Below are 12,749 nucleotides of genomic sequence, written 5' to 3'. Positions count from 1 at the left end.
AAAGTTCCTTCTCCCTTTGGGAGAAGGTTAGGATGAGGGCTATATTTACATTGCTTTAGTTTTTGATTTAGAAGAATATTAAAATTAATTTTGTAAAAATAATTTAGGTAATCAATGAGTTTCTCATTAAAGACAAATGAATTCCAGAATGTAATTAGTAGAATAAGATCTGTTTCAAGTCAAGCAATGGAAAAATCAGACTCAGATTTAAAGCATTGGGCACAAAAAATCATACTTGTTAATTTTGTATTTAACGCTGAATCGATTGATCAACTTGAACAAAATTTGCCTGAAACAAGAAAATGGGATTTATTTAACTTAGTTGAGTGTTATAAGCATTGTAAAGATGATGAATTAGAGCTTTTAAAAGTTGCTTCAATAATTATATTTATTTACTTGCAAGAAGCCTATTTTAGATTAGGAGTTGATAAAGAAGATCCAGCTTTTAATAGGTTTAAAGATGCAATTCATGATCTCAAAATGAATGAGTATCAAACATACAAAACATATTTTGATTATTTAAATGAACTTCCATACAGAATTACTAAGGATATTTATAGTAATTCTAAATTAAATGAAATTAGAAAATTTCTAGAAGAAAAGGATTTTTCAGATTTTAATAAATTGATTATTAGTACGGAAGAGACACTCAAAAAGATTGAAAAATGGGAAGAGTCATTCGATCAAAAACAAAAAGCTGTTCAAGATTTAGAAGAACGATTAGAACAAAATAAATTAACTTATGACTTTGTCCTGCTTAGCAAAGGTTTCCAGCAACTTTATGATCAAAAGAAACTTGAGTTAAAAGAACGAAGAGATGGCTACTCAATGTTTGGAGCGTTATTAGTTTGTACTCCTCTTGCCGTAATTGTAGCTATTGTGATTATGATTCTATCAGGTTATGAAGCTAAGCTTTCTTCACTTTGGTTCTTAGCTTTGCCCATTACAACTTTAATACTTTTCCTCTTTTATTTTACGAGAGTAGGATTACAGCATGTTCGTTCAATACAATCCCAAATGATGCAACTTGAACTTCGTATGGCGCTATGTCAGTTTATCCATAATTACGCAGAAGATTCAGAAAAATTGCATAAGAAAAACCAAGCCGGGTTTGAGAAATTTGAAAATATTATCTTTTCACCCTTAGTTTCATCAGATGACAAGATCCCAACTACATTCGATGGTATGGAACAGTTGGCAAAACTAATAGGTGAATTTAGAAAGAATTAAATGAACTTTTTTGGCGCATAAATTGCTTATCGCTGTTATAGAAATTTAACGGTTTGATATAACACATTAGGGAATTGACGTGACCACAACCTACTTACGCGGCCAAGAACTCATTGATGACATTCGCAGCGCACCCTATTCACGTGACCTGATTGGCTACCACGGCGAACCACCCAAAGTAGAATGGCCAGACCAGGCGCGCGTCGCGGTGCAGTTTGTGCTTAACTATGAAGAAGGTGGTGAAAACCACGTCGAACATGGCGATGCTGGCTCGGAACAGTTTTTATCTGACATTATTGGCGCAGCAAGTTTTCCTGACAAACACATGTCGATGGATTCTATGTATGAATATGGCTCACGTGCAGGCTTTTGGCGCATTCATAATGAGTTTAAAAAACGTCATTTACCCATGACCATTTTTGGCGTGGGTATGGCATTGGTGCGTAATCCCTATATTGTCGAAGCAATCAAAGAAGCCAATTATGATGTGGTTTCGCACGGCCAACGTTGGCTGCATTACCAAAACATGGACATTGAGACTGAACGCCAACACATGGATCAAGCCATCAGCGTATTACAGACATTGTTTAGTGAAGCTCCCATGGGTTGGTATACAGGTCGTGACAGCCCAAACACCCGTCAACTTTTAGCAGAATTTCCACAAATTCAATATGACAGCGATAACTATGGTGATGACTTGCCATTTTGGAGCACATTGACCAATGCCGCAGGTGAAATACGCCCTCATTTGATCATTCCATATACCCTTGAAACCAATGACATGAAATTTACTTCACCGGGTGGCTTTAATAGCGGTGAACAATTCTATCAATATCTTAAAGATGCCTTTGATGTGCTGTATGCCGAAGGGGAAACTGCACCGAAAATGCTGTCGATTGGGATGCATTGTCGTATTTTAGGGCGACCGGGACGTTTCAAAGCACTACAAAAGTTCCTCGACTATATTCAAAGTCATGACAAGGTCTGGATTTGCCGACGTGGTGATATTGCCGAGCACTGGTATAAACACCACGCCCCATAATCAAAAAAACATATTTAAAAAGAGAACCTTGGGTTCTCTTTTTTGATTTATGCAGTTTATAAAAATAATAGGAAATCAGATTTGGCACTGTTATTGCAAAACCAGTTTTGAACAAACATTCAATATAATCAGGCGATTTAATAGTGCAACTCGTTGAATTTAATCAAGCATCACTACAAGATGCCATTAGCTTTTTAAAGCACTGTGTGCAAATACCCAGCTGGTCGACCGAGATTGCAGCTAAGCGTCCTTATGCATCAATTGAAGCGGTTATGCAGTCAGCCAAACAACAGGCGGCAACCTGGACATGGGACGAAATTAAAGCGGCTCTGGATAATCATCCACGTATTGGCGAGAAAAAAGCACAGGCTGAATTGAGTGAAATCGAGAAGAACTTTTCTAACCGTGAGCAATCTTCCATTACAGCGGATGAAGAAACCCAGCTTGCTTTGCTTAAAGGCAATATTGCCTACGAAAAAAAATATGGCCACATTTTCCTGATTAAAGCCTTTGGTTTAACCAGCGAAGACGTGCTTCAAGCGCTGAAATATCGTTTGGTCAATGATCCAGAGATTGAAAAACGCATTGTCCACAATCAACTGGCTGAAATTGCCTTGCTAAGATTGTCTCAGGAGCTCAAAGCATGATTAGTACCCATATTTTAGATACCCATTTGGGAAAACCGGCGGCACACGTCGCGATCAAACTTTTTTCCGAAGATGGCACTTTACTTGGTGAAGCATTGACCAATACAGATGGCCGGGTGACAGATTTTGGTTTAACCGAATTTAAAGCAGGGACTTATAGCCTTGAATTTGCCACCTCTGCTTATTTTGAAAGCTGGGGATTAGAGACCTTCTTTCCCAAAGCAGTCATTCATTTCTATGTGAAAGATGCATTGCAGCACTTTCATATTCCTTTGCTGATTAGCCCATTTGCCTACTCCACATATCGCGGAAGCTGATTTTATTTTTGACTTTGAGGGAGAGAAAAAGAATGACAGAACAAAGCAAAACGATATCACCGGAGCATGAATATTTAGGCGTTGGAAAAAGTGCAGCCTATGGTTTACAACATGTGTTGACCATGTATGGCGGCATTATCGCGCCACCATTAATTGTGGGAACAGCAGCAGGTCTAGAATCTTATCAAATAGGCTTGCTGATTGCTGCTGCATTATTTGTCGGCGGTTTGGCCACAATTCTGCAAACGCTTGGGGTGAAATATATCGGAGCAAAATTGCCGCTAGTGCAAGGCGTGTCCTTTGCCGGTGTTGCGACGATGGTGGCGATTGTGACGACAGGTGGAGGATTATCAGCGGTTTATGGGGCAGTCATCGTCGCGTCATTAATTGGTTTCTTCCTTGCGCCTTATTTTTCCAAGATTATCCGTTTTTTCCCACCCGTAGTGACGGGCTGCGTGATTACCGTGATTGGTCTGTCGTTGCTGCCGGTGGCGGTACGTTGGATGATGGGCGGTAACAGCAAAGCACCAGAATGGGGTAGCGTAGAAAATATTGGTATTGCACTGATGACCTTGGCCATTGTGATCTGCCTGAATTTAACCCGTAATCCGGCCATCCGTCGTTTATCTATTTTACTTGCCATCGTATTGGGTAGCATTCTTGCCTATATTTTTGGCTTTGGTGATTTTTCTAAAGTGGCCAATGGGGCGTGGGTACAAGTGCCGAGTTTCTTTGCTTTTGGACTGCCAACTTTTGAGCTCACCGCTATCATTTCCATGCTGATTGTTACGTTGGTCATCATGACTGAAACCACGGCTGATATTATCGCGGTCGGTGAAATTGTTGGAACAAAAGTGGACTCGGAACGTATTTCCAATGGTCTGCGTGCCGATATGTTGTCGAGTGCTGTTGCACCTATTTTTGGATCGTTCATGCAAAGTGCTTTTGCACAAAATGTTGGCTTGGTCGCTATTACCGGGGTGAAAAGCCGTTTTGTGGTGGCAGCAGGTGGCATGATTTTAGTGGTCTTGGGATTGTTGCCAGTTATGGGGCGTTTAATTGCCGCCATTCCCGTTCCCGTATTGGGTGGTGCAGGTCTGGTACTTTTTGGTACTGTGGCAGCGAGTGGGATCCGTACTCTGGCTAAAATTGATTACAACGAACAAAAAAACCTAATTATTGTGGCAACTGCGATTGCTGCAGGCATGATCCCGATTATTGACCATTCATTTTATGCAAACTTCCCCAAATGGGTGCAAACCTTATTCCACTCAGGTATTAGCTCTACCTGCTTGATGGCGATTATTCTTAATCTTCTGTTTAATCACCTGAATGTGTTTAAAGGGAACCCATCTGTCCACTCTAAAGCAGCGGTAGATACACAACATTAATTCTGTAAATGTTTAGGCTACATTTAAGCCCATATCTATGGGCTTTTTTATACCAACAATTAAAAACTTGGCTTTGTTTTTGCTTTATTTAATACGTGATTATTTTATTCGTTATTGGGGGACCTTATTTATGAAATTCACTCAAGTTACTGTTGCAACACTACTCGCATTAGGTGCTGTATCTACACAAGCAAAACCGATCTGGCAAGACTTCAGCGTGTCTGGTCTTTATGGGGAAAATTATGAAGTTGTAGACGAGAAGCAAACGACTTTAACACTTGAATATACAGCAAAAGTTAAATATGCAGATGTATTCTTCTTTGTTGACCGCATGCGTGGTGGAGATGATAGTAAATCAAGTTATTTTGAATTGTCACCGCGTTTAAGCTTGGGTGAAGTATCAGGTCAAAAACTTGCGTTCGGTCCTGTGAAAGATGTATTGATTTCGACCACTTGGGAAGGTGGAGAAGGTTTTGATAACTTCTTATATGGTGTAGGTTTCGATCTGGATATTCCATATTTCCGTTACGCAAGCATCAATCTTTACCGTGCAAACAATGAAAACATTGATGATGACTATCAATTGACCCTTACCTATGGTGTGCCATTCAAATTGGGTACTGAAGAATTCCTGGTCGATGGCTTCCTGGATTGGTCAACAGAAGAAGACGATCATAAGAGTGAGATGAACTGGACCACGCAATGGAAATGGAATGTAGGTAAACATATTTCTCCTGATACTAATTTATATCTAGGCATCGAACACTCTGTATGGAACAACAAATTCGGCATTCCAAATGCTGATGAAAACAACGTCAGTGCTTTAGTGAAATATCACTTCTAAGCAAAGTGATAACCAAGATATTTAAAAGCCCTTGTTCACAAGGGCTTTTTTAATTGGCTTAGCGTTCTATAAGAATTTTTTCTGGAAAAAAATAAACATCACAGTTTGGGCCAGTGCCAATCCGATCCACCACCATAAAATCACTAGGTGCTTCAAGAGTCAGTAAGGGATGATGCCATGTATCGGCACGATAATTCACGCCTTGTGAACCATCCGTAATAAATGCCTGAATATGGTTCAGATCCGGCTTTTCATGATCAAGACTCGGTGCAACCACAATCAAAAACTGTTGTCCCTGCATCGGAATAAAAGCTTGTGAACCTAGAGGATGACGTTCTAACATTGAAATTTCAAAAGGAATTTCAGTGGCTTGAATATTCTTAAAAATACTCAACCCGACTTTCGCATCGGTTTTTGCCTCGGCCAAAGCATGATAACGCTCGGTATGTTGATCATTGATATGAAAAAAGTCATTGCCTTTACAGGCAATGACTTCGCCATAAGGCGCAAAACTTTCCGCATCTAAAGGCTGTATTTTTATCGTTTGCATGGTCATAGTATTCATATCGATTAAGCGACTTTACCCCATAAGCGAATACGGCTGATCCCGCCGTCAGGAATCATGTTGATACGGATATGGGAAATTTTTTCCTGCTTTAAGATTTCCTCGACAAAAGTATGAATATGGTCCATTTGCATATCTTGCGCTTCTAGCAGGAAAGGCCAGAACATGCTTTGCGGAATCAGCTGCTGGTCTGTTGCATCTTCTACGTAAATCGCCTGGATGGAAACTTGTGCAGGAAAGTTTCCCTTAAAGTGTGCGGTATCGATGTCAATTTTTTCAATATGCCCACTTTGACCTAAAGCCAGAATACACCAGTCAAAACCAGGCGCACGGCGACGTTTGGTTTCCCAGCCATCTCCCATATTAATGCCACGACCCGGATTAATCAGATTGCGCGGATGACCAAAATGCGCATCACTATAGGCAATCACGTGACCACCGTTTTCTAAAGCTAATAGATCCAGAGTTTGAGTGCTATCTTTCACTTGAATTTGCACTTCACCATAGACTCTAAAACGTGCCACACCGCCATCTGGATAAATATTTAAACGGATATGGGTAAACACCTGTTCGGTATCAATATTAAAAATGTGATGGTCACTTGGGCCTAGAAGGTTATTTTTTAAAATATTTTGCCATTCTATATGACTCAGTTCTCCATCTGGTGCATAACATGCTTCTACAGCAGCAGAAGCGGGATAGTTCCCTGTAAAGAAAGTGGTATCGATATCAAGTGCTTTAATTTTGCCTGCCACGCCTAGTTTAATAATGGCCCAGTCATAACCTGTATGGCGTTTACGGCGAGTTTCCCAGCCATCCATCCATTTGCCATGTTCATCAAATTTGTCTTCTACAAATATTGGAGAAGTGAATTGCAACATGCGTTTTGCTTCAGCAAAAAAATCATCAGAACAATCCATGATTTCTGCACCAATTCGGTCATCTGCCAGATTAGTCAGTTGCTGTATATGGGTAGGAGCATCAAAAATTGGTGCAAACAAAGTTGCCATAAATATCTTCCATTAACTTTATTAATCAAATAAATAGACTTGTTTTGTTGGGTGATTCATTTTGAACAATTGATAAAAACAAGCTTTTACATATGTTTAGAAGCACAGCTTGTGCCAACTTTTGAAATTTTTAAGTGCGTTATCTAAAAAATGGCACGTTTTTAGCATTTTGTGGTGCAGATACTTAAATATACAAAGGAGTTATAGATGGAAATTACAATTATTGGTGCAGGTATGGGGGGGTTAACCACAGGAATTGCACTAAAAAAGTTTGGACACCAAGTCACCATCTATGAGCAAGCAGAACAAATCTTAGTTATGGGAGCAGCCATCTCTTTATGGTCAAATGGGGTTAAATGTTTAAATTATTTAGGATTAACTGATCAAGTCGCGAAGCTTGGCGGGCAAATGAATCACTTGGCCTATATGGATGGATTAACAGGTGAGGTGATGACACGGTTCAGCTTGCATCCCCTCATAGCAGAAGTTGGACAACGTCCATATCCGGTGTCGCGTTCAGATTTACAAAATATGCTGATGGATGAATTCGGTCGTGAAAATATTCATCTGGGCAAAAAAATGCTGTCCTTTACAGAAGCCAATGATGTAGTCACAGTGCAATTTGCAGATGGGACACAAGTACAAACACAACTCTTAGTCGGTGCGGATGGCACCCATTCAATTACCCGGGCTTATGTATTAGGCGAACAGGTTGAGCGCCGTTATGCGGGTTATGTCAACTGGAATGGTTTAGTTGAAATTTCAGAGGATTATGCACCTGCTGATCAATGGACCACCTATGTCGGTGAGGGCAAGCGTGTCTCGTTAATGCCAGTGGCCGATCATCGTTTCTATTTTTTCTTTGACGTACCTTTACCCGCGGGCTTAGAGAATAATCGTAGTAATTATAAAGCTTTGTTAAAAGAATATTTCACAGGATGGTGTCCACAAGTTCAGAAACTCATTGACAATATAAATGAGCAAAAAACCAATCGTGTGGAAATTCACGACATTGAACCTTTTGCACAATTCTATAAAGGGCGTGTGGTGATTGTGGGTGATGCTGCGCACAGTACCACGCCGGATATTGGCCAAGGTGGCTGCCAGGCGATGGAAGATGCCATTTATTTGGCAAGATCATTACAGATTAATACTCTGGGATTACAGGATGCGTTAAAACGCTATCAAAATAAACGCAATGAACGTGCCAATGAATTGGTCTTGCGTGCCCGTAAACGCTGTGATGTGACGCACATGAAAGATGAAGCCGTGACCAAAGAATGGTATGAAGATCTGCGTAAAGAACAAGGTCCACATATTATGAAAGGAATTATTAGCAACATTGTAGGTAATCCATTGGATTAATTCCTCGTTCAGCCAAAAAGCCCTTCATTATGAAGGGCTTTTGATTATCGTATGCTGCAAAGAACTGATGAAAAATTAAAATCTTTTTTAGAAAAAAAAGATTCGTCAAGTTGGTGATGAAGGAGTAAATTACTTACATTTTATAGCTTTAATAAGGTCAAGTGATGGCATCCACATGGATTCTGTTTACGCTCATGGCTGCATTTATGCAGGCCTGGCGTAATGCGTTTCAAAAGCAGTTGAGTACCACTGTTGATGTCTATGGAGTAACACTGGCGCGATTTATTTTCGGTTTTCCTTGTGCCATTCTTTACTTGATCTTTTTATCTCATAGTCAGCCTATACCATTCACGCTTAGCTTTACATCACGTTATGTCATTTACATTGTCATTGCCGGGATCAGCCAGATTGCTGCCACTGCATTAATGGTGCAATTATTTAAACAAAAAAACTATGCCATTGGTGTGGGGCTGGCCAAGAGTGAAGCCATTTTAGCGGCGCTGATAGGTGCATCATTGCTGAGTGATCATTTAAGTGCATTGGGATGGTTTGGGGTAGCCTTAGGTGGGTTGGCAGTCTTTTTACTCAGTAAAGGATCCAGAGCGGAAAAGCTTTCCATGCCGACATTAATGATCGGTATAGGCAGTGGCCTGTGCTTTGCCATTACCTCACTACTGGTTCGTGAAGCCAGTCTGGAATTGCCACAACTGCCCTTTATTCATCGGGCGGCGTGGGTATTGCTCAGTATTATTGGTTTTCAATGTGTCAGTATGCTGATTTATTTAGGTTTATTCAGTCGCCAGACCTTAAAGGCCATGTGGGCAAGATTAGGCTTAACCTTCAAAGTCAGTCTGTGCAGTTTTATTGCGTCCTTGGGATGGTTCACTGCCATGAGCATGCAATCGGTGGCCATTGTAAAAACACTGGGACAAATTGAAATCTTGTTTAGCCTGTTAATTTCAGCCTATTTTTTTAAAGAAAAACTGGCCAAAGCAGAGCATTGGGGATTATTACTGGTGGTTGTGGCCGCCATACTGGTGATCTGGGCTTAATTATCATGAATCCCGAAAAAATGTATGCTGAGCCTTGGAATAACCTCTAAATTTTGAGCATTAAAAGTTTCATCAATAGGGCGAATGGGTGTTTGCCCTAAAGCAACCAGTTCAACGATTTTTCCCTCTGAAATGACCATGCCACCACGTGCAGCGTTTGTATTTTCAGTAAAAATAGCCAGTGGTTGTTTAATCCAAATAGTCGACATCACCTTGCCTTAACAATTGAAATTTCAATCAAAATAGCAAGAGCCATACCAATAACGGGTTTAGGCACAGAAAACATCTTTAACCTTGGTTTTTAAGTCTTCCATTTGTTCAATAATATTTTTAATCATCAGCTGGGAAACACGTGAAATTTGTCGTTTCGGCGCAACACATAGAGCAATGGTCAGTGGATGCAGACCTTTTTCTAGAATCGGTTTAAATACTAATTCATCACGTTCAAGCTCAGGAAAAACGTCCAAATAACTTAAAATTCCGATGCCGGTATTGGCTTTGATTAAGTTATTCATTAAGCGAATATCATTCGATTCAGTTTTACGTGCGGGTGTAAATTTATGATGTTTATACATGGCTTGCACATAGTCATGAATAATCAAGGGTTCTGCGGGAATAAAATGGTTGTCATTTAAGGTATCTGAAAAATAAATCTTTTCGACTTCTGCAAGTGGATGTGATTTTCCCATCACAAAACCTAAAGGTAATTCTAAAAAATGCACCACTTCAAGGTGTTGATGTGCTTTGGGATTCAAGATTAAACCAAAATCCAGTTCTGCATCGATGATCTTCCTGGCGATAATCTCACTGTCTGCGACCCGAATATTAAAATTGATCCATGGATAGTTTTGATACATATATTGCACCGATTGCATGACAAAACCATCACTTAAGGCAGAGATTAAACCAAACTCGATGGTTCCACGGGTAAGCCCCTGAATTTCATCAAAACGGATTCGGGTTTGCTGGAATTCTTTTTGCCATTTCAAGACATCGGCATAGAGTAATTCACCGGCAAGGGTTAGTTTTAAGCCGCTCGGCAAACGCTCAAACAAAATAATGCCCAGCTCTTCTTCAGCCAAAGCAATTTGCCGATGTACCGCAGACACGGAAATAAATAATTGATCCGCGGCTTTGCGTAAACTGCCCGTTTTCGCCACAGCTATAAAATATTCTGAAAATCGGGAAAAAGGCGTATTCATCAATTTAGTCAAAGCTTGGAACCAACTTTTATTTATATCAACATTTTAGATAAGCGTTCTTATGCGAGTTTTATGCCAAATGATGATGTTCTATATATAAATACATTCACACACCAATTGAAGTGTTCTAATTTTTAGAATGATTTATACGAAACATTCTAATAGACAGAATGATAAAAAATTAAGTAATTTCAATGATAAGCAAAGCCAAAATTACATGAAAATGCAAATTTTAAGGCCTGTAAAAAGATATGACATAAAGCAATGATATAGGTTTGATATGAACGCAATTCCAGTCACCAATTTATTCAACAAGCCCTGTTATAGCCAGTTTGATGATCAGGACTGGGACATTCTGGCACATCATTGGTATCCGGTTGCACGTATTCAGGACGTTTCGACCCAACCGCAACAAGTGATGCTGCTTGATGTCAAGCTTGCACTATATAAAACAGAAAGTGGTGCTATTCAACTGGTTCGTGATATCTGCCCACACCGCGGTGTCCCTTTGACCAAAGGCTGGGTAGCGGGTGAAAATATTGTCTGTCCCTATCATGGCCTGCATTACAATGCTGAAGGGCGATGCATCAAAATTCCGGCGCAACCTGAACTGACCAAGATTTCTGAACGATTTTCCTTGACTAAATTTCCGGTAGTCGAAAAATACGGTTTGATTTGGACCAGTATTTTTAGCCGTGACGAATCGAAAGCCAATTTTCCTGAACTGGAGACCTGGGATACTGCAGGGCACCAATCGATCTTACCGCCGTTTGTTGATATTGGCGGCTCCAGTGGTCGTCAGCTGGAAGGTTTTATTGATGTTGCGCATTTCGCTTGGGTACATCAAGGTTCATTTGCAGATCGTGAAAATCAGGTGGTGCCCAAATATTCAACAGAACGGACCGAGTATGGCTTACATACCGAATATCTCAGTGATGTCAGCAACTATCCGCATGGTATGCAACATTTGGCGCCGGAAGGTTTCTTGTGGAAACGGGTATTTGATGTCTATCCGCCATTTTCTGCGGTGTTGACGGTACATTTTCCTGAACAAGGGCTGTTAAAAATCCTCAATGCCTGTTGTCCAGTTTCACATAATAAAACCCGTTTATTCGTGCCGCTGACACGCAACTTCGATACCACCGGTGATTTACAAGCCGTGTATGACTTTAATGCACAAATTTTTGCCGAAGATCAGGACATGGTGGAAAGTCAAAAACCCGAAGAGTTACCCCTTGATATTTCAATGGAAGCGCATTTTGAAGCAGATCGCTCGTCAACGACTTATCGCCGAATATTAGCCGAGTGGGGGCTAAGTAAACGTTATATTGTTTAATCTGTTTTAATTTAATCAATATAAAGTAAAGCTTAAAATATAAATACTAAATTTTATAATGCTGTATTTTATAATAATGGTTTTTATATTTATTTTATTTTAAAGTTCATGCTTATTTTAAATTATTTATTTAATAATAACTTCAGAATGAAAACAGTATAGGAAAATGAATAAAATGGATCGACCCAATCAAGCCCAAATCATCCAGTTTTTAACCTTATCCAATGAGGTGGGACGAAGGGCGATGGCTTTGGGGCATCACCCTTTTGGCGCAGTATTGGTGGGACCGGATCATCAAACCGTGCTGTTAACCCAGTGTAATATTGATACGGTAAATCATGCCGAGTCAACCTTGGCACGTGTTGCCGCCAGTAATTATCCAGCAGAATATTTATGGCAATGTACCTTGTATACTGCGGTAGAGCCTTGCTGCATGTGCGCCGGGACGATTTATTGGGCCAATATTGGCCGCGTGGTTTATGGCATGACCGAACAACGGTTATTAGAATGTACGGGAAATCATCAGGAAAATCCGACCATGAGTGTGTCATCTGCTTATGTCTTTGAACATGGTCAGAAAAATATTGATTTGATTGGTCCAGTTGCAGAAATTGAAGAAGAAACAGCGGCATTACAACAGGCATTCTGGACAGAACGCTAAATTATTTTAATCCATCTGCATTATCTTATCCTTCTGTTCATACAGAGGGATTTTTAATATTTGGGTCTTGTCACGCAACATTGAAAT

The 12,749-nt window shown here is 40.1% G+C and carries 14 protein-coding genes; 10 read left to right on the top strand and 4 right to left on the bottom strand.

Going from position 1 to position 12,749, the window contains the following annotated elements:
- Window positions 1–114: 114 nt before the first annotated feature.
- The 6 genes from B9T23_RS16925 (at window position 115) to B9T23_RS04640 (ending at window position 5,471) form a co-directional block, all read left to right on the top strand.
- Window positions 115–1,230: a hypothetical protein gene (locus tag B9T23_RS16925; RefSeq protein WP_228145898.1), complete on the top strand. Its 1,116-nt coding sequence runs from the start codon at window positions 115–117 to the stop codon at window positions 1,228–1,230.
- Between the two features lie 79 nt (window positions 1,231–1,309).
- On the top strand, window positions 1,310–2,272 hold the full coding sequence (puuE, locus tag B9T23_RS04660; protein WP_086193197.1) for an allantoinase PuuE: 963 nt from the start codon (window positions 1,310–1,312) through the stop codon (window positions 2,270–2,272).
- 143 nt (window positions 2,273–2,415) lie between these two features.
- The gene (uraD, locus tag B9T23_RS04655) at window positions 2,416–2,919 is read left to right on the top strand and encodes a 2-oxo-4-hydroxy-4-carboxy-5-ureidoimidazoline decarboxylase (RefSeq protein WP_086193196.1); all 504 of its coding nucleotides are present in this window, start codon (window positions 2,416–2,418) and stop codon (window positions 2,917–2,919) included.
- Window positions 2,916–3,236 carry a hydroxyisourate hydrolase gene (gene uraH, locus B9T23_RS04650; protein WP_086193195.1) on the top strand — a complete coding sequence of 107 codons (321 nt, stop codon included), beginning with the start codon at window positions 2,916–2,918 and terminating at the stop codon, window positions 3,234–3,236. Before uraD ends, uraH begins: the two co-directional genes overlap by 4 nt.
- Before the next feature lie 32 nt (window positions 3,237–3,268).
- Window positions 3,269–4,627, top strand: a complete 1,359-nt coding sequence (locus tag B9T23_RS04645; protein WP_086193194.1) for a nucleobase:cation symporter-2 family protein — start codon at window positions 3,269–3,271, stop codon at window positions 4,625–4,627.
- A 130-nt stretch (window positions 4,628–4,757) separates the two neighbouring features.
- Window positions 4,758–5,471, top strand: coding sequence for an outer membrane protein OmpK (locus B9T23_RS04640; RefSeq protein ID WP_086193362.1), 714 nt, complete (start codon window positions 4,758–4,760; stop codon window positions 5,469–5,471).
- A gap of 58 nt (window positions 5,472–5,529) precedes the next feature.
- Here B9T23_RS04640 and B9T23_RS04635 read toward each other — a convergent pair whose 3' ends face one another.
- Together B9T23_RS04635 and alc are read right to left on the bottom strand one after the other, a co-directional pair.
- Complete coding sequence (locus B9T23_RS04635) at window positions 5,530–6,027, bottom strand: ureidoglycolate lyase (RefSeq protein WP_086193193.1); 498 nt, start codon at window positions 6,025–6,027, stop codon at window positions 5,530–5,532.
- Between the two features lie 14 nt (window positions 6,028–6,041).
- Window positions 6,042–7,046, bottom strand: a complete 1,005-nt coding sequence (alc, locus tag B9T23_RS04630) for an allantoicase (RefSeq protein WP_086193192.1) — start codon at window positions 7,044–7,046, stop codon at window positions 6,042–6,044.
- A gap of 207 nt (window positions 7,047–7,253) precedes the next feature.
- Here alc and hpxO point away from each other — a divergent pair, with 207 nt between their 5' ends.
- The gene (gene hpxO / locus B9T23_RS04625; RefSeq protein WP_086193191.1) at window positions 7,254–8,411 is read left to right on the top strand and encodes an FAD-dependent urate hydroxylase HpxO; all 1,158 of its coding nucleotides are present in this window, start codon (window positions 7,254–7,256) and stop codon (window positions 8,409–8,411) included.
- 164 nt (window positions 8,412–8,575) lie between these two features.
- Window positions 8,576–9,463, top strand: a complete 888-nt coding sequence (locus B9T23_RS04620) for a DMT family transporter (protein ID WP_086193190.1) — start codon at window positions 8,576–8,578, stop codon at window positions 9,461–9,463.
- Here the strand turns inward: B9T23_RS04620 and B9T23_RS04615 are convergent.
- Both B9T23_RS04615 and B9T23_RS04610 read right to left on the bottom strand, forming a co-directional pair.
- Window positions 9,460–9,672: a hypothetical protein gene (locus B9T23_RS04615; RefSeq protein WP_086193189.1), complete on the bottom strand. Its 213-nt coding sequence runs from the start codon at window positions 9,670–9,672 to the stop codon at window positions 9,460–9,462. The two genes, B9T23_RS04620 and B9T23_RS04615, sit on opposite strands and share 4 nt — an antisense overlap.
- 60 nt (window positions 9,673–9,732) lie before the next feature.
- Complete coding sequence (locus B9T23_RS04610; RefSeq protein WP_086193188.1) at window positions 9,733–10,665, bottom strand: LysR family transcriptional regulator; 933 nt, start codon at window positions 10,663–10,665, stop codon at window positions 9,733–9,735.
- A gap of 280 nt (window positions 10,666–10,945) precedes the next feature.
- Between B9T23_RS04610 and B9T23_RS04605 the strand changes: the two genes are divergently transcribed.
- Together B9T23_RS04605 and B9T23_RS04600 are read left to right on the top strand one after the other, a co-directional pair.
- On the top strand, window positions 10,946–12,001 hold the full coding sequence (locus B9T23_RS04605) for an aromatic ring-hydroxylating oxygenase subunit alpha (protein ID WP_086193187.1): 1,056 nt from the start codon (window positions 10,946–10,948) through the stop codon (window positions 11,999–12,001).
- A gap of 175 nt (window positions 12,002–12,176) precedes the next feature.
- A complete protein-coding gene (locus B9T23_RS04600) occupies window positions 12,177–12,662 on the top strand; it encodes a nucleoside deaminase (RefSeq protein WP_086193186.1) in 486 nt (161 codons plus the stop codon).
- Window positions 12,663–12,749: the final 87 nt, after the last annotated feature.

The sequence above is a fragment of the Acinetobacter terrae genome, from assembly GCF_002135195.1.
GTDB classification, from domain to species: Bacteria; Pseudomonadota; Gammaproteobacteria; order Pseudomonadales; family Moraxellaceae; genus Acinetobacter; species Acinetobacter terrae.
The sequence above is the reverse complement of the archived record's forward strand: the minus strand, read 5'-3'. Positions and strand labels throughout refer to the sequence as shown.

Coding starts and splice junctions, on each gene's coding strand:
- B9T23_RS16925 (WP_228145898.1), top strand. CDS start 115: ATGAGTTTCTCATTAAAGACAAATGAATTCCAGAATGTAATTAGTAGA.
- uraH (WP_086193195.1), top strand. CDS start 2,916: ATGATTAGTACCCATATTTTAGATACCCATTTGGGAAAACCGGCGGCA.
- B9T23_RS04645 (WP_086193194.1), top strand. CDS start 3,269: ATGACAGAACAAAGCAAAACGATATCACCGGAGCATGAATATTTAGGC.
- B9T23_RS04640 (WP_086193362.1), top strand. CDS start 4,758: ATGAAATTCACTCAAGTTACTGTTGCAACACTACTCGCATTAGGTGCT.
- B9T23_RS04635 (WP_086193193.1), bottom strand. CDS start 6,027: ATGACCATGCAAACGATAAAAATACAGCCTTTAGATGCGGAAAGTTTT.
- alc (WP_086193192.1), bottom strand. CDS start 7,046: ATGGCAACTTTGTTTGCACCAATTTTTGATGCTCCTACCCATATACAG.
- hpxO (WP_086193191.1), top strand. CDS start 7,254: ATGGAAATTACAATTATTGGTGCAGGTATGGGGGGGTTAACCACAGGA.
- B9T23_RS04620 (WP_086193190.1), top strand. CDS start 8,576: ATGGCATCCACATGGATTCTGTTTACGCTCATGGCTGCATTTATGCAG.
- B9T23_RS04615 (WP_086193189.1), bottom strand. CDS start 9,672: ATGTCGACTATTTGGATTAAACAACCACTGGCTATTTTTACTGAAAAT.
- B9T23_RS04610 (WP_086193188.1), bottom strand. CDS start 10,665: ATGAATACGCCTTTTTCCCGATTTTCAGAATATTTTATAGCTGTGGCG.
- B9T23_RS04605 (WP_086193187.1), top strand. CDS start 10,946: ATGAACGCAATTCCAGTCACCAATTTATTCAACAAGCCCTGTTATAGC.
- B9T23_RS04600 (WP_086193186.1), top strand. CDS start 12,177: ATGGATCGACCCAATCAAGCCCAAATCATCCAGTTTTTAACCTTATCC.